This window comes from Flavobacterium sp. (assembly GCF_043722275.1).
GTDB lineage: Bacteria > Bacteroidota > Bacteroidia > Flavobacteriales > Flavobacteriaceae > Flavobacterium.
The window spans coordinates 1-26,196 of record NZ_JAYSPC010000055.1 but is presented as its reverse complement, the minus strand read 5'-3'; the positions used below and the strand labels follow the sequence as shown (position 1 = coordinate 26,196).

Annotated in this window: 19 protein-coding genes; 6 read left to right on the top strand and 13 right to left on the bottom strand. The window is 32.9% G+C overall.

Annotated features, from left to right (window positions below):
- Nucleotides 1-322: 322 nt before the first annotated feature.
- Nucleotides 323-715 (top strand): helix-turn-helix transcriptional regulator, encoded by a 393-nt coding sequence (locus tag ACHZDT_RS07085; RefSeq protein ID WP_394773930.1) that lies wholly within the window; start codon nucleotides 323-325, stop codon nucleotides 713-715.
- 92 nt (nucleotides 716-807) lie between these two features.
- Here ACHZDT_RS07085 and ACHZDT_RS07080 read toward each other — a convergent pair whose 3' ends face one another.
- The 5 genes from ACHZDT_RS07080 to thrA all read right to left on the bottom strand — a co-directional run bounded on the left by ACHZDT_RS07080 (nucleotide 808) and on the right by thrA (nucleotide 7,797).
- A complete protein-coding gene (locus tag ACHZDT_RS07080) occupies nucleotides 808-1,557 on the bottom strand; it encodes a hypothetical protein (RefSeq protein WP_394773929.1) in 750 nt (249 codons plus the stop codon).
- Between the two features lie 149 nt (nucleotides 1,558-1,706).
- A complete protein-coding gene (locus tag ACHZDT_RS07075; protein ID WP_394773928.1) occupies nucleotides 1,707-2,174 on the bottom strand; it encodes a hypothetical protein in 468 nt (155 codons plus the stop codon).
- Nucleotides 2,175-2,557: 383 nt separating this feature from the next.
- Nucleotides 2,558-3,847, bottom strand: coding sequence for a threonine synthase (gene thrC / locus ACHZDT_RS07070; RefSeq protein ID WP_394773927.1), 1,290 nt, complete (start codon nucleotides 3,845-3,847; stop codon nucleotides 2,558-2,560).
- Between the two features lie 416 nt (nucleotides 3,848-4,263).
- On the bottom strand, nucleotides 4,264-5,196 hold the full coding sequence (locus ACHZDT_RS07065; protein ID WP_394773926.1) for a homoserine kinase: 933 nt from the start codon (nucleotides 5,194-5,196) through the stop codon (nucleotides 4,264-4,266).
- Between the two features lie 153 nt (nucleotides 5,197-5,349).
- A complete protein-coding gene (gene thrA, locus ACHZDT_RS07060; RefSeq protein ID WP_394773925.1) occupies nucleotides 5,350-7,797 on the bottom strand; it encodes a bifunctional aspartate kinase/homoserine dehydrogenase I in 2,448 nt (815 codons plus the stop codon).
- A 641-nt stretch (nucleotides 7,798-8,438) separates the two neighbouring features.
- Here thrA and hutH point away from each other — a divergent pair.
- Genes hutH through ACHZDT_RS07045 form a run of 3 tightly spaced genes read left to right on the top strand, consistent with a single transcriptional unit; the run spans nucleotide 8,439 to nucleotide 12,013 of the window.
- Complete coding sequence (hutH, locus tag ACHZDT_RS07055) at nucleotides 8,439-9,953, top strand: histidine ammonia-lyase (RefSeq protein ID WP_394773924.1); 1,515 nt, start codon at nucleotides 8,439-8,441, stop codon at nucleotides 9,951-9,953.
- Between the two features lie 48 nt (nucleotides 9,954-10,001).
- On the top strand, nucleotides 10,002-10,646 hold the full coding sequence (locus ACHZDT_RS07050) for a DUF47 domain-containing protein (protein WP_007810732.1): 645 nt from the start codon (nucleotides 10,002-10,004) through the stop codon (nucleotides 10,644-10,646).
- 32 nt (nucleotides 10,647-10,678) lie between these two features.
- Nucleotides 10,679-12,013 carry an inorganic phosphate transporter gene (locus ACHZDT_RS07045; RefSeq protein ID WP_394773923.1) on the top strand — a complete coding sequence of 445 codons (1,335 nt, stop codon included), beginning with the start codon at nucleotides 10,679-10,681 and terminating at the stop codon, nucleotides 12,011-12,013.
- Nucleotides 12,014-12,123: 110 nt separating this feature from the next.
- On the opposite strand, the gene ACHZDT_RS07040 is transcribed toward ACHZDT_RS07045, so the two are convergent.
- The 6 genes from ACHZDT_RS07040 to ACHZDT_RS07015 all read right to left on the bottom strand — a co-directional run bounded on the left by ACHZDT_RS07040 (nucleotide 12,124) and on the right by ACHZDT_RS07015 (nucleotide 19,183).
- Nucleotides 12,124-13,443, bottom strand: a complete 1,320-nt coding sequence (locus tag ACHZDT_RS07040) for a serine hydrolase domain-containing protein (RefSeq protein WP_394773922.1) — start codon at nucleotides 13,441-13,443, stop codon at nucleotides 12,124-12,126.
- Nucleotides 13,440-14,057 (bottom strand): hypothetical protein, encoded by a 618-nt coding sequence (locus ACHZDT_RS07035; protein WP_394773921.1) that lies wholly within the window; start codon nucleotides 14,055-14,057, stop codon nucleotides 13,440-13,442. The genes ACHZDT_RS07040 and ACHZDT_RS07035 overlap by 4 nt, the downstream gene beginning before the upstream one ends.
- A complete protein-coding gene (locus ACHZDT_RS07030; protein ID WP_394773920.1) occupies nucleotides 14,054-14,389 on the bottom strand; it encodes a PadR family transcriptional regulator in 336 nt (111 codons plus the stop codon). The genes ACHZDT_RS07035 and ACHZDT_RS07030 overlap by 4 nt, the downstream gene beginning before the upstream one ends.
- Before the next feature lie 106 nt (nucleotides 14,390-14,495).
- Nucleotides 14,496-15,011, bottom strand: coding sequence for a DUF421 domain-containing protein (locus ACHZDT_RS07025; RefSeq protein ID WP_394773919.1), 516 nt, complete (start codon nucleotides 15,009-15,011; stop codon nucleotides 14,496-14,498).
- Between the two features lie 113 nt (nucleotides 15,012-15,124).
- Complete coding sequence (gene rimK / locus ACHZDT_RS07020) at nucleotides 15,125-16,495, bottom strand: 30S ribosomal protein S6--L-glutamate ligase (RefSeq protein WP_394773918.1); 1,371 nt, start codon at nucleotides 16,493-16,495, stop codon at nucleotides 15,125-15,127.
- 141 nt (nucleotides 16,496-16,636) lie between these two features.
- Nucleotides 16,637-19,183 (bottom strand): ATP-dependent Clp protease ATP-binding subunit, encoded by a 2,547-nt coding sequence (locus ACHZDT_RS07015; RefSeq protein WP_394773917.1) that lies wholly within the window; start codon nucleotides 19,181-19,183, stop codon nucleotides 16,637-16,639.
- Nucleotides 19,184-19,441: 258 nt separating this feature from the next.
- Between ACHZDT_RS07015 and gyrA the strand changes: the two genes are divergently transcribed.
- Both gyrA and ACHZDT_RS07005 read left to right on the top strand, forming a co-directional pair.
- Nucleotides 19,442-22,081, top strand: a complete 2,640-nt coding sequence (gene gyrA / locus ACHZDT_RS07010) for a DNA gyrase subunit A (RefSeq protein WP_394773916.1) — start codon at nucleotides 19,442-19,444, stop codon at nucleotides 22,079-22,081.
- Nucleotides 22,082-22,124: 43 nt separating this feature from the next.
- Nucleotides 22,125-23,393: a tetratricopeptide repeat protein gene (locus ACHZDT_RS07005; RefSeq protein ID WP_394773915.1), complete on the top strand. Its 1,269-nt coding sequence runs from the start codon at nucleotides 22,125-22,127 to the stop codon at nucleotides 23,391-23,393.
- A gap of 74 nt (nucleotides 23,394-23,467) precedes the next feature.
- On the opposite strand, the gene ACHZDT_RS07000 is transcribed toward ACHZDT_RS07005, so the two are convergent.
- Entirely contained in the window at nucleotides 23,468-23,887 is a 420-nt protein-coding gene (locus ACHZDT_RS07000; protein ID WP_394773914.1) for an OsmC family protein, read from the bottom strand.
- A 342-nt stretch (nucleotides 23,888-24,229) separates the two neighbouring features.
- The coding region (locus tag ACHZDT_RS06995; RefSeq protein WP_394773913.1) for a DUF349 domain-containing protein at nucleotides 24,230-26,196 on the bottom strand (1,967 nt) is incomplete at its 5' end.

Genomic DNA, 26,196 nt, shown 5'->3' with positions numbered 1-26,196 from the left:
TAAATCTGTTTTATCCGCGTCAAATTAGTCGCTGATTTTACTGATTCGCTAAAGCGAAAACGCTGATAAAAACGGATTTTTTCTAATTACCTTCTTGATTAAACTGTTAAGTAATTTTATAGATTTCCCCTTAACTTAATGACATTGTATTTTAGCTTGAGCAACAAAATTACATTAGAAAATGGCTTTAGCCAAATCTTTAGTTTTTTTGCTAAAGCCGAATTTGTCAATTTATATTAATTATGAAAATAGTATCTTACAAAAACAGGTTGTTTTTTACCAAAATTTATTTTCGTTTAAGAATTTTAAATATCTTTGAATTATGAGTACAGCAATAAAATCAAAACATATCGGCAGAAATATAAGCCGTATGAGAGAGCTTAAAGATATGAAACAGGATGCACTGGCATATGCTTTAGGCGTAAGTCAGCAGACCATTTCCGCTATTGAAAACAGCGAAACTGTAGAGGAACAAAGACTAATTGAGATAGCAAAAGCTCTTGGAGTTTCTGTTGAAGCAATTAAAAACTTTTCGGAAGAAGCAGTTTTAAATATTATTGGAAATACTTATCACGATAATGGTATTGTAAATGCTGGACTTAATTACAATTGCAATTTTAATCCTTTAGATAAAGTAATTGAACTTTACGAACGTTTGGTGCAAGTTGAAAAAGATAAAGTTGAGTATTTAGAGAAATTATTGAACGGGAAATAACGTTTTTAGACATATATTAGAATAAAAAAAGAGATCTTTGATTAGGTCTCTTTTGTTTTGTTGATTTTTTAAGTACTAGTTCGAGTTACTTGCTATTTTTTGTATAATTTGTAAAAAGCTTCAGAAGTGTTCATAACAAAATCTACATGAGCATCGTAACTGTTTTGAGTAGAAAAATCAGAAATTAATGTTTGTGTTTTATTTGGATTAATAATTGATCCAGGAATTCTATTATAAATATTATTCAATTCCTCTATCAAAGTTTCGGATATTTTTTTTTCCTTAGAAATAAGAATATAAAAATAAAAGGAGTTTACAGAAACAACTCTAATTAAGAAATTTTCATCTTTAATTCCTACGTCTACAATGCCACATCTCATAGATGTAGGATATACTTTTAAACCTTTTGTGATCCAGGGAGTAATTATATCTAATATTATAATTACATTTCCCCAAGTTTCATTGCCATCAAGAATGAAATGCTTAAAATTTTCAAAAAAGTTATCTTTACTATTGATTGTTCTCGAAGAATTAAAAATGATTTTTAATAAACTTCTTAGAAGTAAATCGTAATCATATTCAAAAATAAACTGTTTCTTTTCTTCATGAAAGTTTTTAAAATACTTATCGTAAAGAGAGCAAAAATAAGAATCGAGTTTTGAGAGTTTTTCGTTATTACATTTTGAACAAACGTCAGAAATTACAAGTTCCGATTTAACAAATTTATCTTGGCTACCAATGTATCTAAATGTTAGGTTTGGCATTCTTGTAATTAAACATTTAGGCCAAATATGTTCCTTCGTAAGTTTGGTTTTTATATCACAATATGCACATTTTTTCATTGAAAACAAAAGTTGATTAAATTACAGCTAATATGTAGTTATATCAATTGCTAGCGCGAGCGTCACGCTCGTGCACGTTCCAATTGGTTTTTGAATTTCTTTGTGTTCACGAGCGGGACGCTCGCGCTAGCGTGGAAAGTTGGTAAAGATCATTTGTTTTCGTTTGACGAAATATTAAAACTAAATATTAATACATTATTTTTATCTTTATAATTATATTCGAAATTTGTTCGTGTTTTAATATAATCTGAATTATTTGGATTGTTTTTTAATGTTTCAAGTTGACTTTTTTTTAAGGTTGATGTTAAATTAGTTATTTCTTCAGTACTTATTTTTTCTTTTAGTATGTCTATAATTTTATAATTATAGACAAATTTGTCAACATTAAAGATGTACTCAACATTTGTAAGCTCTGTTCTACTATCGATTAATTTTGGTAAAACGGTATTCATGTTTTTTGCATTATTTTCAATTTTCATTTTTAATTTTATATTATCCATTCCTGGTGAAGGAGCGTTTAATTCGCTTTTAATTTTATTTGAAAACAACTTGATACATGAAAAAAGTATTAAATATATAATAACAATTCCACCAATAATTTTTAAAAATTTGTTCATAATTACTTTTATTTTTTTTTATTTCTCTTTAATTGTTTTAATCTAGCTAAAAAAGTCTCCCAACTCTTGACAGATTCTTACTTATATTATATTAATTATGGATTCAATGCACCATAATTATATTTGATTAATTTATATTCTTAATGCCTTGGTAATGCTTTCATAATTTTTTAAACTTATAAATTAAGAAAATATACACAAAACGCATATTGACAAATATCGTATTAAAAAAAATATTAGGATTATGGTAAACCATAATTTAATGTTTTTTATTATAAGTTTTTTTAAATGAATAGATCTTTATAAGAATATAAAAAAATTAAAAAAGCGGGTAAAATTATTGTTTTACCCGCTTTTTTAATTTTTTTATATTCTTTATCATTTTACCCTAAAAACTCCTTAAATTCCTCATAACTAGAAATCTTCACGCTAACTTTCTCCTCATTAATAACACTTTCAATTTGTTCTGGAATAGGAAGCGTAATTCCCAAAGCGGGTTCAACAACATCAAGGAATTTTATAGGATGCGCCGTTTCTAAGAAAACACCAATTGCATTCTCATGCTTTTGCAATTCTTTTTTCAAACCTAAATAACCAACAGCGCCGTGAGGCTCTGCGATATAACCGTTTGTGTTATAAATATTTTTTAGAGCTTCAAGAGTTTCTTCATCAGTATAACTATAAGAAGAGAAATCTTTTTCGAAAGCTTTTAAATCATTATTGTACAATTCCTGAATCCTGATAAAGTTGCTTGGGTTTCCAACATCCATGGCGTTAGAAATTGTGGCTTTAGAAGGTTTTGGATCGTATTTTCCGTTTTCTAAGAATCTTGGTACAGTATCGTTTACGTTTGTAGACGCTACAAAATGTTCAATTGGCAAACCTAATTTCTTAGCCATAATTCCGGCACAGATATTCCCGAAGTTTCCGCTTGGGCAAGAGAAAATCAACGGTTTGTTTTGGCTTTTCAACGCTTTATAAGCAAAGAAAAAGTAGAACATTTGCGGTAACCAACGTGCAATATTGATAGAATTTGCCGAAGTCAGATTTTTATGCGCCAAACTTTTATCTAAAAACGCTTTTTTGACCATATCCTGGCAATCATCAAAAACGCCGTCAACTTCAAGTGCTTTAATGTTTTTTCCTAAAGTTGTCAATTGTTTTTCCTGAATGTCGCTTACTTTTCCCGACGGATATAAAATCACAACATCAATGCCGTCAACGCCAAGGAATCCGCTCGCAACAGCTCCGCCCGTATCTCCGGAAGTCGCAACCAAAACGGTATTTTTACTGTCTTTTTTATCTTTATTAAAATATGCCAGACAACGTGACATAAATCGCGCTCCAACATCTTTAAAAGCCATTGTAGGTCCGTGGAATAATTCTAACGAATAAACTCCGTTTTCGACTTCAACAACCGGAAAATCAAAGGTTAAAGTTTCGGCAATGATTTCTCTTAAATAATCCTCAGGTATATCATCGCCTACAAATTGCTGAATCACATCAAAAGCAATATTATGATGCGTCAGATTTTCGATTACATTAAAAAATGCGGGATTTAATGGCGTAATGTTTTGAGGAAAATACAATCCTTTATCACTTGCTAATCCTCGAATTACAGCTTCTTTAAAAGAAACTTCGGGCGCGTTATGGTTTAAACTATAGTATTTCATTTCTAAATTTTAGATTTTAGATTTTAGATTTTAAAAAAAAGAGAATAGAGTATAGAAAATAGACTTTTCTTTAAATCAAATTCCAATGGTTGTTTTTTTAACCGCAAAGAACGCAAGGATTGGTTTCTTTTGAAAACGCAGAGATCGCAAAGCTTTGTGGTTACTGTTTTTTTATTTTTATAATTGTATTGATTAACGCTTTTTTTGTCATTTCGACGGAGGAGAAATCGCATCCAGAGAGCAACGAACTGTGTGGTCACGTTATGTGATTTCTCGTTCCTCGAAATGACAAACTTTATTTGATAAACTAATGTCTATACTTTGCGGGACTTCGACTCCGCTCAGCCTGACAAATAGTACGTATGACAAACACGGCGTACAATTTTTAATTCTAAATTTTTAATTTTTAATTCTTTTTATATAATCCTAACTCCATCAGGATTAATCTTCGAAACGTGAATTTCATACGGCAAATTCATATTTTCATAAACTTCGCTCATGGCTTTTGCAATTTTATCGGCGGTTTCTTTTCCTCTGCTTAAAGCAAAAATTGACGGACCAGAACCTGAAATTCCGGAACCTAAGGCGCCGTTTTCAAGAGCCGTTTTTTTGATTAAATCGAAACCAGGAATCAAAACACTTCTTAAAGGTTCAACGATTTCGTCATGAAGTGATCTTCCTATCAAATCGTAATCTTTTGTGTATAATCCGGCGATTAATCCGCCCACATTTCCCCATTGCATAATGGCGCTTTTTAGGGAAACCGTTTGTTTTAATACCGAACGCGCATCAGATGTTTTCAGCTCAATTTGAGGATGAACCACCGTTGCGAACAATTCTTCCGGACTGTCAATTCTGATAATATCAAGCGGAGCATAACTTCTTACCAAAGTAAAACCTCCCAAAAGGGCAGGAGCAACGTTATCAGCATGCGCGTTTCCGCTGGCTAATTTCTCGCCTTGCATTGCAAATTGCACCAAATCTTTTCGAGAATATGGTTTTCCTAATAATTCATTTATCCCGAAAACCGCTCCGGCAGAACTTGCGGCACTGCTTCCAATTCCGCTTCCGGCTTTAATGTGTTTATAGATTTCGATTTCAAATCCAAAATTTATCGGCTCAAAATCTCGTTCGTAAGCTTCCAGCATCGCTAAACCTGCAACACCCGAAACATTTTTATCGGTTTCTAAAGGTAAATCAGCACCAATAATTTTAGTAATACGAATTCCTTTTTGATCTGTTTTTCGAACAATCATTTCATCGCCCGCATTGTCTAAGCAAAGTCCAAGTACGTCAAATCCGCACGAAAGATTCGCTATGGTAGCCGGGCAAAAGAGTTTTATTTCCATTTTTTTTTAAAGGTTCTGAGTTGCTAAGATGCTAAGGTTCTAAGTTTTTCTTTGCAACTGTTTATTTTTTAGTTTCTAAGTGACTAAGTTTGTGAGTTGCTAAGATAAGTTATAAAAAACTCAGAACCTTAGCATCTTAGTACCTTAGCACCTTTAGTTGTTACCTATTCGAATTACATCTGCAAAAATTCCTGATGCTGTAACTGCTGCACCGGCACCGGCGCCTTTTATCAATAAAGGCTGATCTACGTAACGATCTGTGTAGAAAAGTACGATATTATCTTTACCTTCCAGATTGTAAAAAGGGTGATCTTTTGGGATGAATTGTAAGCCTACGCTTGCTTTTCCGTTTTCGAATTTTGCTACATATTTCAATCTTGAATCTTTGGCTAAAGCCTCTTCATATATTTTTTCGAAATGAGCAGCATGTTTTGTTAATGATGCAAAAAAGTCATCATTGTTTGTTGTCGCTAAACATTCGGCTGGCAGGAACGATTCGTTTCCGATGGCGTCAATATCCATTTCATAACCGCTTTCGCGAATTAAAATCAGGATTTTACGCGCAACATCAATGCCGCTTAAGTCAATTTTTGGATCCGGTTCTGTAAATCCCTGAACTCCGGCTTCTTTTACAACATCATGAAAAGAATTGTCTTTATCAAAATTATTGAAAATGAAGTTTAAACTTCCGGATAAAACGGCCTGAATTTTATGCACTTCATCGCCCGAAGCAATTAAGTTTTTTACAGTATCAATAATAGGTAATCCTGCGCCAACATTAGTTTCAAATAAAAACGGAGCGTTGTATTGACGGGATAAGCTTTTTAATTTTTTATAATTGTCGTAAGCAGATGAACAGGCAATTTTATTACAGGTTACAACGGCAATACTTTGTTTTAAGAAATTCTCATAAGTTTCAGAAACACTTGCATTTGCCGTAATATCCACAAAAATACTGTTACGTAAATTCAGCTCTTTTGCACGTTCTATGAACTCTTCTTTGTTAGCAGGTTCTCCGTTATTTAAATCAGTTTGCCAATCTTTTAAAGAAATTCCGTCCTCATCAAAAATCATTTTTCTTGAATTTGATAATGCAATAACACGAACATTAATCTTTAAATTATCTTTTAAGAATTTCTTTTGATTGTGAATTTGTTCGATGAATTTTTCTCCCACATTTCCAACTCCCATTACAAATAAATTGAGCTGTTTGGTGTTTTCTTCAAAGAAGTTTTCATGCAAAGTATTCAGTGCTTTTTTAACGTCTCTTTCGTTAATTACAGTCGAAATATTACGTTCAGACGCACCTTGCGCAATCGCACGAATATTTACGTTGTTTTTTCCTAAAGTACTAAACATTCTTCCGCTTAAACCTTGGTGATTTTTCATGTTTTCGCCAACAAGAGCAATAATGCAAAGATCTTTTTCTACAATGCAAGGATCGATTTTGTTTTGAAGAATCTCAACTTCAAAAGCTTTATTAATTGCATTTTCGGCATTTTCAGCATCAGAATTTAAAATTCCGATACAAATCGAATGCTCAGAAGAAGCCTGAGTAATAAAAATAACATTGATTTTTTCCTGAGATAATACTTCAAACAAACGTTTTGATGAACCTGAAACTCCAATCATTCCGGGACCCTCAAGAGTTAATAACGAAATATTATCGATATGGCTAATTCCTTTTACAACAGTATCTTTTGAGGAAACATGATTCGAAATTAAAGTTCCTTCGGCTTCGGGTTCAAAAGTATTTTTGATTAAAATTGGAATATTTTTTCTTAAAACGGGTTGAATCGTTGGCGGATACAGCACTTTTGCTCCAAAATGCGATAATTCCATCGCTTCCTGATAGGAGATTGTTGCAATTGGCTGGGCTTGTTTAACGATTTTCGGGTTTGCAGTAAACATTCCGTTTACATCAGTCCAGATTTCAAGTTGTTCTGCTTCAAGTGCTCCGGCAATAATAGCCGCAGTATAATCAGAACCGCCACGACCTAATGTTGTAGTAATTCCGTCGAGATTTTGCGAAATAAATCCGGGTAAGATATTTATTTTCGATTGGTCTTGGGCAAAATATTCCTGTATTAATTGATTTGAAACTTCAAAATTTACAAGTGCTTTACCAAAATTATTATTGGTTTTTATCAGTTCACGGCTGTCTTTATACACAACACTTTTATCAATTTGCTGATATGCCTGAGCGATAATATAGGAGGAAAGCAATTCGCCAAAACTCAAAATTGTATCAGCAGTTCTTGGCGATAATTCACCTAATAAAAAACAGCCGTCTAACAGGGTTTCAAGATGGTTGATAATTCTTTTTATATGACTTAATAAGCTGCTTTGTTCACTTACAGGAACTAATTCCTTTAATGTGTCAAGATGTTTTTTCTCAATATCAGCAACTATATCTCTAAAGCTTTCGTCGTTTGCTGCTGCTTTTGCTGCCGCTAATTGTAATAAATCGGTTACTTTGCTTAAAGCCGAAACAACAACAACTAATTTATCCTGTTGTGATTTTTGGTTTATAATTTCAAGAACGAGTTTTATATTTTGAGCATTGGCAACCGAAGTTCCACCAAATTTTAATACTTTCATTTTTATGTTTTTTTCTTTTATGCAAATGTTTTTTACGTATCCAAAGCCTTTCTTCTTTCAGGAAAAAAGTATAGATAACAAGGGATTATATGTAAAAATGTATACCCCTAAGGGGTAGTAGTTGTTGTTGTAGAAATTGTTGCAGCAGTTATTGCAACTCTTGTTTGAGTTGATATCGAAGATTGATATTTTGCGCTGTTACTTTTCATTTTGGTTTTTCAAAAGTACAGTTTTTTATAAAAGCTAAAAACTCTAATTTTCTTTTTGCGAATATTTTAATAATTCAATTCTCACCAAAGTAATATTGAGTATTTATTAAATTTAAATCGGTAAAGATGACTTATTCATATATTTAAAGCGTTTTATAGAGACATTGAAATTGTGACAATGCAGATTTTAGTAAAAAAATGATTCAGAAACCTGGTAATTTATCCTATATAGTAAATAGGAAATATTTTTTGACCTCAGATCTTTAATTTATAATTCAATTCTTATAAATAAAGAGCTGGTTTTTTGTGTGATAAGGATTATGAAATAAATAAAAGCGAGGAATCGGAATTAACTAATTTTTAATTATTATGAACAAATGTTGCTTTTTAATATTGATTTGCTGATTTTTGATGTCTTAAATTATAAACACCATGAGAGAAATCCATTATATAAGTACTGAAACCTTAAGTTTAGAAGCTTTACAAGAAATAATAGTGAATCAAAAAACACTTGAATTATCAGAGGAAGCAAAAGTAAATGTTCAGAAATGCCGGGATTATTTAGATAAAAAAATGGCTTCCCATTCTGAACCTATTTATGGGATCAATACTGGATTTGGATCGCTTTGTAATGTTAAAATTTCGAATGAAAATTTATCGCAACTTCAGGAAAACTTAGTAAAGTCGCATGCTTGCGGAACTGGCGAAGAAGTTCCGTCTGAAATTGTAAAACTAATGTTGTTGCTTAAAATCCAATCGTTAAGCTACGGACATTCAGGAATTCAATTGCAAACGGTTAATCGTTTGGTTGATTTTTATAACAATGACATTTTACCGGTTATTTATACTCAGGGTTCTTTAGGAGCTTCGGGAGATTTAGCACCTTTGGCACATTTATCTTTACCATTATTAGGTGAAGGCGAAGTTTGGTTTGAAGGAAAAAAAGTAGCTTCACGAGAAGTTTTAAAACATTTTGACTGGAAACCAATTGTTTTACAATCAAAAGAAGGTTTGGCTTTATTGAACGGAACGCAATTTATGAGTGCTTACGGAGCGCATATTTTAATAAAAGCGTATAAATATTCGTATTTGGCAGATTTAATCGGGACGATTTCATTAGAAGGTTTTGACGGAAGAAGCGAACCTTTTAACGAATTGATACATTATATACGCCCGCATAAAGGACAAATTATTACTGCGCAGCGTATTAATGAATTTCTTGAAGGAAGCGAAATTATTGCTCAGGAGAAAAAACATGTTCAGGACCCGTATTCTTTCCGTTGTATGCCACAAGTTCACGGAGCGTCAAAAGATGCGATTGATTATGTTCGAAAAGTTTTCAAGACCGAAATTAATTCGGTTACCGATAATCCAAATATATTTATAGAAGCCGATCAGATTATATCAGGAGGAAATTTCCACGGACAACCTTTGGCTTTAGCCTTAGATTTTATGGCAATTGCTTTGGCCGAATTAGGAAGTATTTCTGAAAGAAGAACCTATCAGTTAATTTCAGGATTGCGTAATCTTCCGGTATTTTTAGTCGATAATCCAGGATTGAATTCCGGATTAATGATTCCGCAATATACAGCGGCAAGTATCGCAAGTCAGAACAAACAATTGGCAACTCCGGCAAGCGTAGATAGTATTGTGTCAAGCAACGGGCAGGAAGATCACGTAAGTATGGGAGCAAATGGTGCTACAAAAGCGTTGCGGGTTATGGATAATTTAGAACGTATTTTAGCGATTGAATTATTGAATGCTTCACAGGCAATTGCTTACAGAGAACCATTGAAATCAAGTGATTTTATTGAGATGTTTTTGAGCAGTTACAGAGAGGTTGTGCCTCTTGTTAAGGAGGATAGAATCTTACATTATGACATTGAAAACACGGTTTCATTCCTTGATAGTTTCCAAATAGAAAACGATTTGTTAACAATGGCTTAACATTGTAGAATATTATTGAAGTAATTTTGCACTATCAAAAATATAAAAATGTCAATAAACAGTATTTTCCAATTTTTAGTGCCGAAAGACAAGAAATTCTTTCCACTTTTTGAAGAAGCTTCAAGCAATTTAATTGAATTAGCTTCTAATTTACACGAAGCTGTAAATCTTCCGTTGAAAGAAAGAGAAGTTCTTTTTCAGAAAATTGACGAATTAGAGCAAAAAGGAGAAGACATTACACGTCAGACCAATCTTGAATTGAGTAGAAATTTTATTACTCCGTTTGACAGAGAGGATATTCATACACTTATTACTTCTATTGATAACGTTGCAGATTATTTGCACGGAGCAGCAAGCAGAATGAGATTGTATCAGGTTGATAAGATTACAAAATCAATCAGAAAAATGACTGAAATTAATCTTGAAGCGTGTCAAAATATTGATAGTGCGGTAAAAGAATTGAGAAATTTAAAGAATTTCAAAGTCATAAAAGATGCTTGTGCGAGAATTAATAAATTAGAAAACAAGTCAGATAACGTTTATAACAAAGCAGTTTTTGAAATTTTTGAAAACGAAACAGACGCTAAAAATATTATTAAATATAAAGAAGTGTTATCTGTTTTAGAATCAGCAACAGATAAATGTAAGAGTGTTGCAAACATACTGGAATCTATTTCTGTAAAACATTCTTAAATTCAATTTATTTCATTCTGAAGTTATAATTTATGACGCTACTTATAATTATTATAGTATTAGCCTTAATTTTTGATTACATCAATGGTTTTCATGATGCGGCAAATGCTATTGCAACAGTTGTTGCTACAAAGGTTCTAACGCCTTTTCAGGCGGTTCTTTGGGCAGCATTTTTTAACTTTTTGGCCTATTGGGTTTTCGGATTTGGTGTTGCAGATACTGTTGCAAAAACAGCGCACACTATGGAGATTAACCTGGTTGTTATTCTTGCCGGTGTTATTGCAGCGATTTGTTGGAATTTATTAACCTGGTGGTTAGGTATTCCGTCAAGTTCATCACATACTTTAATTGGTGGTTTTGCAGGAGCAGCAGTTGCTCACGCTATAGCTGTACACGGTTTTTCAGGTTATGTTGGCGAAGATGGAGTTACACATTATTGGTACGAAATTGTAAGCTGGTACAAGGCTGGAAAAGATGGAGGAATGCCTTCAGGAGTTCTTATAATTATTGCTTTTATTGTTTTAGCGCCTTTATTAGGAGCGTTTGCTTCATATTTAATTTCAATCTGGTTATTAAATGCATCTCGTAAAGTTATTGGACCAAAAATATTCACAGTTGCTTTAATGATTGGTACTGTTTGGCTAGTTAGTAGTTTAATGGTTCCTTATGCAGAGATTGATAAACCTAGATTTGATTCTCATTTTTGGAGTGTAGCTTTTGATCCGCATAATATTAAATGGTTTTTAGTTGCTTTTATCATCTTAACAGTAAGTTTATTTTGTTTGATATTCAGTAGCTTAAATTTACATCAGGCAGATGCTGCTTTGAAAAAAATGCAATTATTATCTTCTGCTGCTTTCAGTTTAGGACACGGAGGAAATGACTCTCAAAAAGTAATGGGAATTATTGCTGCTGCGGTAGCGGTTTTTATCCATACAAATCCGGGTGTTCATATGGAAACCTGGTTAGATGTTATTTTGCCAAATGATGATTTAGGTATAAAAGGAGTAATGCCGGGATGGATTCCGTTAGCGTGTTATTCTGCAATTGCTGCAGGAACTTTAAGTGGTGGATGGAAAATTGTGAAAACAATGGGTTCTAAAATCACAAAAGTAACTTCGTTTGAAGGAGTTGCTGCTGAAACTGCTGGTGCTTTAACGCTTTATTTTACAGAGCATTTAAAAATTCCGGTAAGTACAACGCATACAATTACAGGTTCTATCATCGGGGTTGGATTAACAAAACGTGTTTCTGCCGTTCGTTGGGGAGTTACTGTAAGTTTGATTTGGGCCTGGATATTAACGATTCCTATTTCAGCTATTTTAGCAGGTATTGTTTATTTCCTGTTAAGTTTATTTATCAAATAATAAAATGATATTTGTAAAATGTGAGATTTAAAATCTGCATTTTGAAAGATATAAAAAAAGCCAATTTCAATAAAGAAATTGGCTTTTTTGTTTGCTTTATATTTATGAATTTATTCTTTTTTAAATAAATAATCTTGTCCACCTTGTTTTAAAATCATTTCTTTTTTGTCATTATTGAACTCAAGTACAACTCCGGCAGCATCAAATTTGAATTTGTTAATTGCTGTAGCTTCTAAAGGAAAAAAAGGTTGTCCAGTTGCTTGCGCAGTCATTACATTGTTCTTTTGAGCTATAATTATTTTTATTGGAATTTCTAAACTTGCATATGTTCCGGAATAAGAATCCAGGGTTTCCGTTGCAACAATAAAATCGCTAAAAGCTGGCATTGCAAAAGGCTTTTTAAAATAAGAGCTTAAAGCACATTGCAGGATATTATCATTGTCATAACCCATTTTTCCGTTTGACGTGATAGCCAATGCCAGTTTTTCTGTTGGAAAATAGTTTACGATTGCTCTAAAACCATCGATTGCGCCATTGTGACCGTAGCTTTTTCTTTCGAAATACGGAACCTCAACAATTCCCATTCCATATTTGTCTTTTATCGTTTTCATTTGATTTAAATGTTCATTTGAAATGATTTTTCCTGTAAAAAGACTTTCGATAAAAATATTTAAATCGGTTGGGTTGGACACAATCGCTCCTGCGCCAAGCGGAACCGACATATCAGTTTCTTTTGCTTTTTCCCATTTTCCAATTAAAGTATAGGAGTAACATTCGTTTTTGTCTAAACTAATTTTTCCTCCTAAATAAGTGTTTTTCAATTTTAGAGGTTTAATAATTTGTTGGTTCAGAATATCTCCATAAGGTTTTTTGTAGATATCTTCCAGAATGTATGATAATAAAATGTAATTAGAATTGCTGTATTCACCTTTTGTGTCAGGTTCGAAATTTACATCTCCGGAAGCAATTCTTTCAATCATTTTAGCTCTTGACTGATATTCTGTATTCCATTTTAAATAATCAGGATCACTTGTAAAATCATGAACGCCGCTTCTATGATTTAATAAATTACTAATTGTAATGGTTTTTGCATTTTTTATTGTTGGGAAATATTTGTCAATAGTTTGATTTAACTCGATTTTTTTCTCTTCCAAAGCTTTAAAAATCAAAGCAGCTGTAAAGGTTTTTGAAATTGAACCAATTCGGTATTTTGTATTAATGCTTGATTTCTTCGAACTGGTAATATCATCATAACCAATTGATTTTGTGTAGATCGTTTTTCCATTTTCAGCAATAGCGATACTTCCCATAAATTTATTATTCTTTTCTAAAAGAACAAATAAACTATCGAGCCTTTTTTGATTGAAATTTTGGCTAAAGACATTTGTTGTAATAAGAGCAAGTAAACTGGCAATAATAATTTTTTTCATAATAAGGTTTTTTGATTGATTGTTTTTTTGAGTTTAAGTAACAGGGTTATAAAAAAATAAAATAATACAATTGAAAGTAACATTACAGGAATAAAAAAGTTGCAAAGGACTTCTATAGTTTGGTTTTTTGCCTGATCTTCAGGACTTATTATTCCAAGTACAAAAACAGAAAATGAGCCTGGTTTTATGTGTAATCCCACAAGTGACGGATAGAATATTTTGGCAAAAATTAGGAACACAAAACCAAAAAGGAAAAGATATAAAACAAAGAAAAAGATATACGAAACGCCATTGGTAAAGTTTAATATCAGTGCTTTGAAAACATGAACTGGATTGAAGGTTCTGGTTGCCTGTTCCAGTTTTTTATCAGCAATAAGTGGTTTTAAAACTTCTTCAGGAATTCCTAATTTCTCGATAATATCTAAAAGGGAATCTATTTCGTTTGCATTATTTCTATGCTGAATAGCTTCAAAAATATGGCTGTTGAATTCCATATAAATATCATCCTGATTGATTTTTGATAATGAAGCGGTTGCTTTTTTAATGCGCTTCATATAATCGTTATAAATTCTCTGCGAAGCTTTTTGTTCGAATTTGATATCTTCTATTCTCATTGAATGATTTTTTTGATTGATTTTTCCAGATTCTCCCAGTAGATATTCATCTGGCTTAAGGTTTCGATTCCGGCTTCGGTTAATGAATAATATTTTCGGGGAATTCCGGTTTCTTGTTCAACCCATTTTGAATCAACGAGTTCGTCGGTTTTTAACCGATTCATTAAAGGATAAAGAGTTCCTTCGGCGATTTCTATTTCGGTATGTTTCCTTATTTGTTCTATAAGTTCATAACCATAGTACTCATTATTTTTAAGTACGTTCAGGATGATGAAAGTTAGCGTGCCTTTCTTTACCTGTGATTTCCAATTTGTTACAAAGGTTTCATTCATTTTATAAAGGTATAACAAAATACATAGTATAACAAAGTATATAGCTATGATTTTTTATCTAAAATAATTTAATAGTTGATTATTAGTGTTTTAGATGGATTTTAAGTTATTTTCTAAAATTTTTATGATTGTGTTTTCGCTTGTAATGCGTTTGTTTTAGATTGTTTTTATCTTCGGAAATCACACTAATGGTACCGTCAATTTCCAGCATGCAAAGCTTTACATCTGTAAAATGTTCTAAACCATGTTCACGCATAGCTTCTTTTAATTCATCGTGCGAAATGTCTAATTTGCTTAAAGCATCAAAATCCAGTTTTCCGTCATGAATTAAAATTTCAGGTTTATCTAAAAGTAAATCGTTAATGATTTTGTATTTATGCGTCAGTTTTTTGATTGCAAAGTTGATTACAAATAAAACCAAAGCCGCAACTAAACCTCCCCAAAGACTTGTATCAGGTCCAACCATTGCATTTTGTACCGAATTACTAATCAGTAAAATCAGAATAATATCGGCAGTATTTAATTGCGAAAGTTCTTTTTTACCAAAGATTCGCAGTGCAATTGTCATGAAAAAATAAACTGCCGCACTTCTTAAAATAATATCTAAATAAGGAAACACCATATTTTTTTAGGGTTTAGATTTAAAAAAAGCTTTGTCAAAGTTTTAAAACTTTGACAAAGCTGCTAAATTAATTTTCAGACATTAAGTCTAAATGAATATTATAGAATGAGAAATTAAGACAGCTTAAAATTCTTCTCGATTGCTCTGATCATTTCTCCGGCAATATCTTTATTTGTGGCGCCTTCAATTCCTTCAAGGCCCGGTGAAGAGTTTACTTCAAGTAATAAAGGTCCTTTTGAAGAACGAATAATATCAACTCCTGCTACTTTTAAGTCCATAGCTTTTGCGGCTTTTATGGCGATCTTTTTTTCTTCGGCAGTAACTTTTATTACAGATGCTGTTCCTCCCAGGTGAATATTTGCTCTGAATTCTCCTGGCATTGCTTCACGCTGAATTGCTGCAACCACTTTTCCATCAATAACAAAGCAACGAATATCTTTTCCGTTTGCTTCTTTGATAAATTCCTGAACCAGAATGTTTGCATTTAGACTCTTAAAAGCATTGATTACACTTTCTGCAGCTTTTTTTGTTTCGGCTAAAACAACGCCTTTTCCTTGTGTTCCTTCCAGTAATTTTACGATTAAAGGCGAACCTCCAACCATTTTAATCAAATTATCTGTATCCAAAGGAGAATTGGCAAAACCGGTTGTTGGAATATCAATTCCGCTATTCAAAAGCAATTGTAATGAATATAATTTATCTCGGGATTGTGTTATGGCTGAAGCCGAATTTAAAACGAAAACTTTCAAAGCTTCAAATTGACGTGTTAAAGCACAACCGTAAAAAGTAATGCTTGGTCGGATTCTTGGAATGATTGCATCAAATTGATTTAGGATTTTTCCACCACGATAATGAATTTCAGGCGTTTTTGCATCCAGTTTCATATAACATTCCTTGATATTCAAAAAATGCATTTCATGGCCGCGCATTTCACCCGCTTCCATGATTCTTTTATTACTGTACAATTCAGGATTACTGGCTAAAAGTCCAATTCGCAAACCGGAAGTCGCTTTTTCTGAATTTTGATATAGTTCTTTTAATGCTTCAGGAGTGGGCTGACCTAATAAGTATTTTTCCTGCGGATCAACTAATACACGTCCGCTCATGGCTTCACGACCTAAAAGCATTCTAAAACCCATTGAATCCCTGTTGGTCAATGTCATTTCAATAGGCCATTTTATTTCGCCAAGTTTTATGCTGGTTTGAATCACATAACGATGCTCTCTAAAACCACTTGAACTTTTTACAATTCTTTTGTCAACCAACGGAGCTTCGCAATGAATGATGGTTTTAATATTATTCTGAATTGGATTAATATCAAATTTCACCCAATTGGCATCATTTTTTATAAAAGGAGCTATGTTTATAGCATGCATTGCCGAAGTTTTAGCACCAGAATCAACACGAGCTTTGATTGTTGGGATTCCTAGTTCTGGAAATGAGCACCATTCTTCGCTACCTAAAATGACTTTGTTTTGAAGCATACGTTATTATTGTGTTATAGAATTTAATAGCCAAAAATAGCTATTTGCTTTTACTAAAGGTAGTAATTTATCTAAAAAAAATACCCGTTATGTTATGAAAACGTAACGGGTAAATTAAATTTGTTATAAACTTAAACTAATTTATTGATTAGTCGGCTCTTCAGCTTTGTGTATTTCTACAGAAAGTTCTTGAGAATCATCTTTTAAATCCATTAAGATTTCATCACCTGAATGTATTTTTGAAGTTATGATTTCTTCGGCTAACAAATCTTCAACATATTTTTGAATCGCTCTTTTTAGAGGTCTTGCCCCAAATTGTCTGTCGAAACCTTTCTCAGCAATAAAAGCTTTTGCTTTATCAGTAAGATTTAATTTGTATCCTAATTCAGAAACGCGGGAATATAGTTTTGCAAGTTCGATTTCGATAATCAAATCAATATCATGTTTCTCTAATGCGTTGAATACGATTACATCATCAATTCTGTTTAAGAATTCAGGAGCAAATGTTTTTTTCAATGCATTTTCGATAATGCTTTTAGAGTTTTCATCGGCCTGAGCCACTTTTGCAGCAGTTCCAAATCCTACGCCTTGGCCAAAATCTTTTAACTGACGAGCTCCAACATTTGATGTCATGATAATAATAGTGTTTTTAAAGTCGATTTTGCGACCTAAACTATCTGTTAAATATCCGTCATCAAGAACCTGAAGCATCATATTAAATACATCAGGATGTGCTTTTTCGATCTCATCTAAAAGTACAACACAATATGGTTTTCTACGAACTTTTTCAGTTAATTGACCACCTTCTTCATATCCTACATATCCCGGAGGCGCTCCAACTAAACGAGAGATTGCAAATTTTTCCATGTATTCACTCATGTCAATACGAACTAACGCATCTTCAGAATCGAATAATTCTTTTGCTAAAACTTTCGCTAATTGTGTTTTACCAACTCCTGTCTGACCTAAGAAAATAAATGAACCAATTGGTTTGTTAGGATCTTTAAGTCCGGCTCTGTTACGTTGAATAGAACGGGCAATTTTTAAAACCGCTTCGTTTTGACCAATTACTTTGTTCTGAATCAATTCAGGTAATTTGGCTAATTTATTACTTTCTGTTTGTGCAATTCTGTTCACAGGGATTCCGGTCATCATGGAAACAACATCGGCTACATTATCTTCTGTAACTTCGATTCTGTTGTTTTTAGAATCTTCTTCCCATTGCTCTTGCGCAACAGCTAAATCTTTTTCGATACGTTTTTCATCATCACGAAGTTTGGCAGCCTCTTCGTATTTTTGTTTTTTGACTACCATGTTTTTGTTTTCACGTACTTCTTCTAACTGACGTTCTAAATCAAGAATTTGTTTAGGAACATCAATATTAGTAATGTGTACGCGAGAACCTGCTTCGTCAAGAGCATCAATAGCTTTGTCCGGTAAAAAACGCTCAGACATATATCTGTTTGTTAATTTAACGCAAGCTTCAATCGCTTCCTGAGAGTAAGTTACATTATGGTGATCTTCGTATTTGTCTTTAATATTGTTCAAAATTGCAATAGTTTCCTCAACAGATGTTGGCTCAACAATTACTTTCTGGAAACGTCTTTCAAGAGCACCGTCTTTCTCAATATATTGTCTGTATTCATCAAGAGTAGTAGCACCAATACATTGGATTTCGCCTCTTGCTAAAGCAGGCTTGAACATGTTTGAAGCATCAAGAGAACCTGTTGCTCCACCAGCGCCTACAATAGTGTGAATTTCATCTATAAAAAGAATGATGTCGTCATTTTTCTCCAGCTCGTTCATCACGGCTTTCATTCTTTCTTCAAACTGACCGCGGTATTTTGTTCCTGCTACTAAACTGGCAAGATCAAGTGTAACCACACGTTTATTGAAAAGAATACGGGAAACTTTTTTCTGGATAATACGCAGTGCAAGTCCTTCTGCAATAGCAGATTTACCCACTCCGGGTTCTCCAATTAAAAGAGGGTTGTTCTTTTTTCTACGGCTTAGGATTTGAGAAACACGTTCAATTTCTTTTTCGCGCCCTACAACCGGATCAAGTTTTCCTTCTTCGGCCATTTCTGTTAAATCTCTCCCAAAATTATCTAAAACCGGAGTCTTGGATTTTTTGTTTGACTTATTGGCTGGATTGTTGAAACTGCTTTCTTTAAGACTGTCATCTTGTCCTGAATCATCATTATACGATTCGTTTCTTGGCAAGTTTTCTAAGAATTCTTCTTCGTTTGGAGTCATATTTAAATATTGTTCTTTAGCTATGTCATAATCTATTTTTAGCTTATTCAACAGCTTGGTTGTTGGATCGTTTTCGTTTCGTAAGATGCATAAAAGCAGGTGCGCCGTGCTAATTGACGAGCTCTGAAATACTTTAGCTTCGAGAAAGGTTGTCTTCAGTGCTCGTTCCGCCTGTCGCGTAAGATGAAGATTTTTCTTTTCGGCATTTACTTCAACGCTTTGATTGGCTGGACTCAGTATTTCTACCTTCCTGCGTAAATGGTCTAAATCGACTGCAAGGTTATTAAGAATATGAATAGCTTTTCCGTTTCCATCCCTTAAAATGCCTAGCATTAGATGTTCAGTACCAATAAAGTCGTGGCCCAAACGTAAGGCTTCCTCTTTACTGTATGTAATAACATCTTTTACTCTTGGTGAAAAATTATCATCCATAATATATAATTGGTATTGTAAATTTAGTGAATTAGTGTTTGAAAAACAAAAACCATACCCTTAAGGAACTCCTGACAGCTAAGAGACAAAAAAAATAACAATAAAAGCGTTAAAAAACGCTTAATTTATTAACCAAAAACTAAAATAAAGTTGTTAATAAATCATTGAAATAAGTGTAAGGAAATAGCTGAAAAAATTCCAAAAAAACGTATCTTGGCACGCTTTGAAACTAATATAATTATTTAAACATAACAACTTATGTCTGAAGGAGAAAAGTTAATTCCTATTAACATTGAAGATGAAATGAAATCAGCTTACATCGATTATTCGATGTCAGTAATTGTATCAAGAGCACTTCCTGATGTTAGAGATGGCTTGAAACCAGTGCATCGAAGAGTTCTTTACGGAATGTATGACTTAGGAGTTTTTTCAAATAAAGCTCATAAAAAATCTGCGAGAATCGTAGGAGAGGTTTTGGGTAAGTATCACCCACACGGAGATACCTCTGTTTATGACGCAATGGTGCGTATGGCCCAGGAATGGAGTATGCGTTATTTATTAGTGGATGGTCAGGGTAACTTTGGTTCTGTTGATGGTGACAGTCCTGCAGCAATGCGTTATACTGAGGCCAGAATGCGTAAGATTTCTGAAGACATCATGGCAGATATCGAAAAAGAAACAGTTGATTTTCAATTGAACTTTGATGATACTTTATATGAGCCAAAAGTAATGCCTACAAGAGTTCCTACTTTATTAATTAATGGAGCTACAGGAATCGCAGTTGGTATGGCAACAAATATGCCTCCTCACAATTTAACTGAAGTTATCAACGGAACACTTGCGTACCTTGATAATAACGATATTGAAATTGACGAATTAATGACACATATTAAAGCTCCGGATTTTCCAACCGGTGGTATAATATATGGTTATGAAGGTGTTCGTGAAGCATTTAAAACAGGAAGAGGACGTATTGTAATGCGTGCTAAAGTTGGTTTTGAAGAAGTTGACGGAAGAGAATGTATCATTGTTACCGAGATTCCTTATCAGGTAAACAAAGCCGAAATGATCAAACGTACGGCTGATTTAGTAAATGACAAAAAAATTGAAGGTATTGCGAATATTCGTGACGAGTCTGACAGAAATGGTATGCGTATCGTTTATATCCTGAAACGTGACGCTACGCCAAACGTAGTTTTGAATACCTTATATAAATATACATCGTTACAATCCTCTTTTAGTGTAAATAATATTGCACTTGTAAAAGGTCGCCCGCAAATGTTGAATCTAAAAGATATGATTCATTATTTTATTGAGCACCGTCATGATGTTGTGGTTCGCAGAACTCGTTTTGAATTACGTAAAGCAGAAGAAAGAGCACATATATTAGAAGGTTTAATTATTGCATCTGATAATATAGATGAAGTAATTGCTTTAATAAGAGGTTCTAAAAATACAGAAGAAGCTCGTGAGAAATTAATCGAAAGATTTAAATTGTCAGATATTCAGGCGCGTGCCATTGTTGAGATGCGTTTACGTCAGTTAACAGGTCTTGAACAAGACAAGTTAAGAGCTGAATATGAGGAATTAATGAAGTTAATCGAACATTTGAAAGCTTTATTAGCAGATGTAGAATTAAGATCTAATTTGATAAGAGAAGAGCTTGAAGAAATTCGTGAGAAATACGGAGATGCCCGTCGTTCTCAAATTGAATATTCTGGTGGAGATGTAAGTATTGAAGATTTAATTGCCGATGAAAATGTGGTTATTACAATTTCTCATGCTGGTTATATTAAACGTACAAACTTAACCGAATACAAAACTCAAAATAGAGGTGGAGTTGGACAAAAAAGTGCAGGAACAAGAGACCAGGATTTCCTTGAACATATGTTCGTTGCAACTAATCACCAATATATGATGTTCTTTACGCAAAAAGGAAAATGTTTCTGGATGCGTGTTTATGAAATTCCTGAAGGAAGTAAAACCGCAAAAGGTCGAGCAATTCAGAATCTTGTAAACATTGAAAGTGATGATAAAGTAAAAGCTTTTATTTGTACACAAGACTTAAAAGACAAAGATTATATCAATAGTCACAACCTTGTAATGGTTACCAAAAAAGGTCAGGTTAAGAAAACTTCTTTAGAGAAATATTCTAAACCAAGAGTAAATGGTGTTGCCGCAATTACTATTAAAGAAGGTGATGAATTACTTGAAGCAAAATTAACAAACGGAGAAAGTCAAATTATTCTTGCTGTTAAGTCTGGTAAATTAGTTCGTTTTGAGGAAACAAAAACACGTCCGATGGGAAGAACAGCTTCCGGAGTTCGCGGAATTACCTTAAAAGATGATACTGATGAAGTAATTGGTATGGTTACTGTTGATAAAGAGAATGTAAACGATTCACAAATTTTAGTTGTAACTGAAAACGGATACGGTAAACGTACTAAATTAGTTGATGACGATGGTGAAGATGTTTACAGAATTACAAACCGTGGAGGTAAAGGTGTTAAAACGCTTAATATCACAGAAAAAACAGGAAAATTAATTTCGATAAACGCTGTAAGTGATGCTGATGATTTAATGATCATCAACAGATCAGGATTAACGATCAGAATGGCAATTGAAGATTTACGTGTAATGGGTCGTGCAACTCAGGGAGTTCGATTGATTAACTTAAAAGGTAAAGATTCTATCGCTGCTGTAACAAAAGTTATGAAAGATGATGTTGCTGAAGTTATTGTTGACGAAGATGGAAATGTAATCGAGTCAGTAATTGAAAGAGTTAAACCTGATTTAGAAGTTCTTGAAGACGAAGGTCCGGTTGAAGATGACGACGACGACACTGACGAAGTAGTAGAAGACGAAGATGACGCTGAAGAAGAAGAATCTGAAGAATAAAAAATTAATAACCACTTATAATTAAATATACAAATTGAATACTATGAAAAGTAAATATGTAATACTTGCGTCAGCATTATTGATTTCAGTAGCTACTTTTGCTCAAAAAGATCAGATAAAAAGTGCTGAAAAAGCGTTAAAAGGAGGAGATGCTCAGGGAGCAATCACAATCCTGAACGATGCTGAAAATATGGTAGCAAATGCCAAAGATGTTGAGCAGGCTCAATTCTATTTTGTGAAAGCAAACGCTTATTTAGATTTAGCAAACAAAAAAACAGACGAAAGCAAAAATCTTTCTCTTGCTGCTGAAAACTATAAAAAGTTAATTGATGTTGAAAAAGCTTCAGGAAAATTAAAATATTCTACTCAGGCCGCAACTTCAATTACTGATATTAAAGGAAAGTTGATTAACTCAGCTATTGCAGATTCTCAGGCAAATAAACATGCTGACGGAGCTAAAAAATTGTATGACGCTTATTTATTAGATAAAAAAGATACGATCAATTTATATTATGCAGCTTCAACAGCAGTAAATGCACAGGATTTTGATCTTGCATTGCCAATGTACGAAGAATTGAAAAAATTAAACTATTCAGGAAAAGGAACTAATTATTTAGCAATAAATAAAATTTCAGGTAATGAAGATAATTTCAGCAGTGCAAAAGATAGAGATTTAGCTGTAAAATTAGGAACTCATGAAAAACCTAAAACAGAAGCTATTCCTTCTAAAAGAGGTGAAATTTACAAAAACTTAGCTTTAATTTTAGTTCAAAAAGGACGTAGCGAAGATGGTAAAAAAGCAATCGCCGATGCAAGAAAAGCAAATCCGGATGATAGTTCTCTAATCCTTACAGAAGCTAACTTATATTTAGACTCTAAAGATTATGAAACATACAAAAAATTAGTGGGTGAAGCTTTGCAAAAAGATCCAAACAATGCTGATTTAGTTTTTAACTTAGGAGTTATTAGTGCAAACGCTAAAAATAATGCCGACGCTGAGAAATATTATTTGAAAGCAATTGAGATTAATCCAAACTATGCAAACGCTTATCTTAATCTTGCGGCTTTAAAATTAGAAGCTGAAAAGCCTATTATTGATGAGATGAATAAATTGGGTACTTCTGCAAAAGATATGAAACGTTACGATGTGTTGAAAGCACAAAGAGAAAACGTTTTTAAAGGAGTTATTCCTTACCTTAAAAAAGCAAATGAATTAGATCCTAAAAACGAAGATGTATCTAAAACATTATTAGGTGTTTACAAAGCGTTAGAAATGACAGCGGAAGCAAAAGCACTAAAAGCTACCATGTAATTAAATACATTTTAGAATAATAAAAAAACCATTTACCGCGAGGTAAATGGTTTTTTTATGCTTAAAAGTTATTCTTAACTAAGTAAAGTAACTGAAAGTGTAATTGTAGTATTTAAAAGTTTAGAAATTGGACAGATTTCCTTTGCTTTTGCAGCGATAGTTTCAAATTCTTCAGCTGAAATATTAGGCACTTTTCCTTTTAAGTCTAAATGGATTAAAGTAATTGTTCCGTCTTCAAAAGTGACTGTAGCTTCTGTATTTAAATCATCTGCTGTAAAACCACCTTCGTTAAGTAAAAAACTTAATTGCATTGTAAAACAGCCAGAATGTGCTGCGGCAACAAGTTCTTCAGGATTTGTTCCAACTCCGTCAGCAAATCTTGTTTTAAATGACAATTGAGCATTATCTAATGTAGTACTTTGTGTACTGATACTTCCTGTTCCTTCCATGCCTGTTCCTTTCCAGTTGGCATGCGCTTTTCTTGTAAATTTCATTTTTCGTTGTTATTAGGATTAATAATTGAATTTGTTCGTTTTATTATTATCAATAGATAATGTGGTTTATCAAATATAATCAATATTTTATAGATTTTTTTTTATGGAATTATAATACATTGTTAAGCTTTGGGTTGAAATGAGATAAATGTTTGGGTGGATTTTACCGCAAAGCAAGCCAAGGATTATTTTGCATTCCGTATATAAAACGCAAAGTTCGCAAAGCTTTGTATTTATTTAGCTTTGCGAACTTTGCGTAAACCTTTGTGCGCTTTGCGGTAAAATGCGAACAGTGTAAAAAAAAACTGCAATGAATATCTCACTGCAGTTCTAGTATTTTAATTACTCCTGACCTAAATTACGCAATTGTTTCAGTTTGTCTTTCCAGATTTCAAGACTTTCTTTGTGAATAGCGATGTTTTTACGAACTTCGAGAACAATTGAATTCTCTTTTTTAGCGTTTTTAGTATTCGCAAAAAACTGAATATTATTCTCTAATTGGAAAATTTCATTTTGCACTTCTTCAATTTTACGCATTAAGAAAATCTTTTCGTTATCTAGTTTGCGCGTATCATTACTATCAGATAGAGAATCAATTCGGTTAGAGAAACGCATCATTTCAGTTTCTTTTTTACTCAAACTTAATTTTTCAAAAAGAGCATCTAAAATTTTATTGAATTTTCCTTCGATATGACGTCTTGAAAAAGGTACTTTTCCATAACCTTTCCATATTTCGATATGTGCTTTTATAGCATCAAGATCAGTTTTGTGATCACCCGTTAATTGGTAAGCGCGTAAAACATCTAAGTAAGCTTTTTTATTGTCAAAAGCAGTAACTTCATCAACGTTTTCTTCTGATTTGTGTTCTTTTAATTTATCAAAATAATGGTTACAGGCATCTTTGAATTCTTTCCAGATTTTATCTGAATATTTTTTGGGAACGTGGCCAATTTGTTTCCACTCTTCCTGAATTTGTTTCATTACCGGAGTCGTAGCGCCAAAATCAGTACTTTCTTGTAATTCTTTAGCTTTTACAACAAGAGCCATTTTTTTATTTAAATTGTCGTTTTGATCTTTTTTAATGTCTTTGTAAAATGAATTTTTAAAAGAATTAAAGTTTCTAACAGCAGTTTTAAATTTAGCCCAGGTTTCTTCATTTACTTCTGAAGGTACTTTTCCGGCAGCAAAAAACTCATTTCTAAGTGCTTCTACTTTCTGAATTTGTACTAACCATTGCGAGTGAGAGTTTACTTTTTCAGTTCCTAAAACTTCAATTTTACCAATGATTTCTTTTTTAACTTCAAGATTATTTACTTCGTTTGCTCTTTGGCTTTCGAATAAGATTTCTCTTTTATCATGGATTTTTCTAGTCAGTTCACTAAATTTATTCCAGATAGCATCACGATGTTCTTTAGAAACCGGCCCAATATCTTCTTTCCAGATTCTGTGTAAATCCTGTAATTCACGAAACGATTTACTAATGTCAGTTTCGTTTACTAATTCTTCAACACGAGCAATAATTTTTTGCTTTTGCTCCAGATTGTATTTAAAATCTAAATCTCTTGCTTCACGATCCAGATGTAAATAATCATAAAAATTCTCTACGTGAAAGTGATAATTATTCCAAACATGATTGTATTTGTCTTTTGGAATTGATCCTGCATTTTTCCATCTTTCTCTTAAATCATTAAAATGTTTAAGCGTGTCTTTGATGTTTTCCTGTGGATTTATAAGTTCTTTTAGCTCTTCGACTATGGCAAGTCTATTTTCTAAATTCGATTTTAGATTGGTTTGTAAATGCTTGAAATGAGCATTTCTGTTTTCTCTAAAAACATTATAATATTCGTCAAATTTAGATTTTAATGGAGAATGATATTCGAATTCCTCATTTGGATCTTGTTTAGAAGCGTTAAATTCTTCCTTTTTTTCCTCAATAAGGTGATTGTATTGTAGTAAAAACGACTTTTTAATTTCTTCAATATGATCTTTTGCAGACATTACTTTATCTGTGCTGATCAATTTTTTAAGCTCATCAACAAGTTCATCTAAAGAGAAAGTATCATAATCCTGCATAGGAATGTCATGACGCTCTTTTAGCGTTTCATCTTCACTTTCTTCAGCGTTCGAATTTGTAATGGCGTCTAATGCTGTTTGATGGTCAGTTTCTGTATCTTCAACTGTATTTTCTGCTTCAGTTTCAGTCTCTGAAGTTGAAGTTTCAGCAGTCGTTTCAGGCTCCGTTGTTTCAATTGCATTATCTTGTACAGAATCGTTAATTTCGATTTCTAATTTTCCGTCTGCTTCTTGCA

What these genes read in the sequence shown, in the direction of transcription:
- ACHZDT_RS07085 (WP_394773930.1), top strand. Translation starts at nt 323, where the DNA reads ATGAGTACAGCAATAAAATCAAAACATATCGGCAGAAATATAAGCCGT.
- ACHZDT_RS07080 (WP_394773929.1), bottom strand. Translation starts at nt 1,557, where the DNA reads ATGAAAAAATGTGCATATTGTGATATAAAAACCAAACTTACGAAGGAA.
- ACHZDT_RS07075 (WP_394773928.1), bottom strand. Translation starts at nt 2,174, where the DNA reads ATGAACAAATTTTTAAAAATTATTGGTGGAATTGTTATTATATATTTA.
- thrC (WP_394773927.1), bottom strand. Translation starts at nt 3,847, where the DNA reads ATGAAATACTATAGTTTAAACCATAACGCGCCCGAAGTTTCTTTTAAA.
- ACHZDT_RS07065 (WP_394773926.1), bottom strand. Translation starts at nt 5,196, where the DNA reads ATGGAAATAAAACTCTTTTGCCCGGCTACCATAGCGAATCTTTCGTGC.
- thrA (WP_394773925.1), bottom strand. Translation starts at nt 7,797, where the DNA reads ATGAAAGTATTAAAATTTGGTGGAACTTCGGTTGCCAATGCTCAAAAT.
- hutH (WP_394773924.1), top strand. Translation starts at nt 8,439, where the DNA reads ATGAGAGAAATCCATTATATAAGTACTGAAACCTTAAGTTTAGAAGCT.
- ACHZDT_RS07050 (WP_007810732.1), top strand. Translation starts at nt 10,002, where the DNA reads ATGTCAATAAACAGTATTTTCCAATTTTTAGTGCCGAAAGACAAGAAA.
- ACHZDT_RS07045 (WP_394773923.1), top strand. Translation starts at nt 10,679, where the DNA reads ATGACGCTACTTATAATTATTATAGTATTAGCCTTAATTTTTGATTAC.
- ACHZDT_RS07040 (WP_394773922.1), bottom strand. Translation starts at nt 13,443, where the DNA reads ATGAAAAAAATTATTATTGCCAGTTTACTTGCTCTTATTACAACAAAT.
- ACHZDT_RS07035 (WP_394773921.1), bottom strand. Translation starts at nt 14,057, where the DNA reads ATGAGAATAGAAGATATCAAATTCGAACAAAAAGCTTCGCAGAGAATT.
- ACHZDT_RS07030 (WP_394773920.1), bottom strand. Translation starts at nt 14,389, where the DNA reads ATGAATGAAACCTTTGTAACAAATTGGAAATCACAGGTAAAGAAAGGC.
- ACHZDT_RS07025 (WP_394773919.1), bottom strand. Translation starts at nt 15,011, where the DNA reads ATGGTGTTTCCTTATTTAGATATTATTTTAAGAAGTGCGGCAGTTTAT.
- rimK (WP_394773918.1), bottom strand. Translation starts at nt 16,495, where the DNA reads ATGCTTCAAAACAAAGTCATTTTAGGTAGCGAAGAATGGTGCTCATTT.
- ACHZDT_RS07015 (WP_394773917.1), bottom strand. Translation starts at nt 19,183, where the DNA reads ATGGATGATAATTTTTCACCAAGAGTAAAAGATGTTATTACATACAGT.
- gyrA (WP_394773916.1), top strand. Translation starts at nt 19,442, where the DNA reads ATGTCTGAAGGAGAAAAGTTAATTCCTATTAACATTGAAGATGAAATG.
- ACHZDT_RS07005 (WP_394773915.1), top strand. Translation starts at nt 22,125, where the DNA reads ATGAAAAGTAAATATGTAATACTTGCGTCAGCATTATTGATTTCAGTA.
- ACHZDT_RS07000 (WP_394773914.1), bottom strand. Translation starts at nt 23,887, where the DNA reads ATGAAATTTACAAGAAAAGCGCATGCCAACTGGAAAGGAACAGGCATG.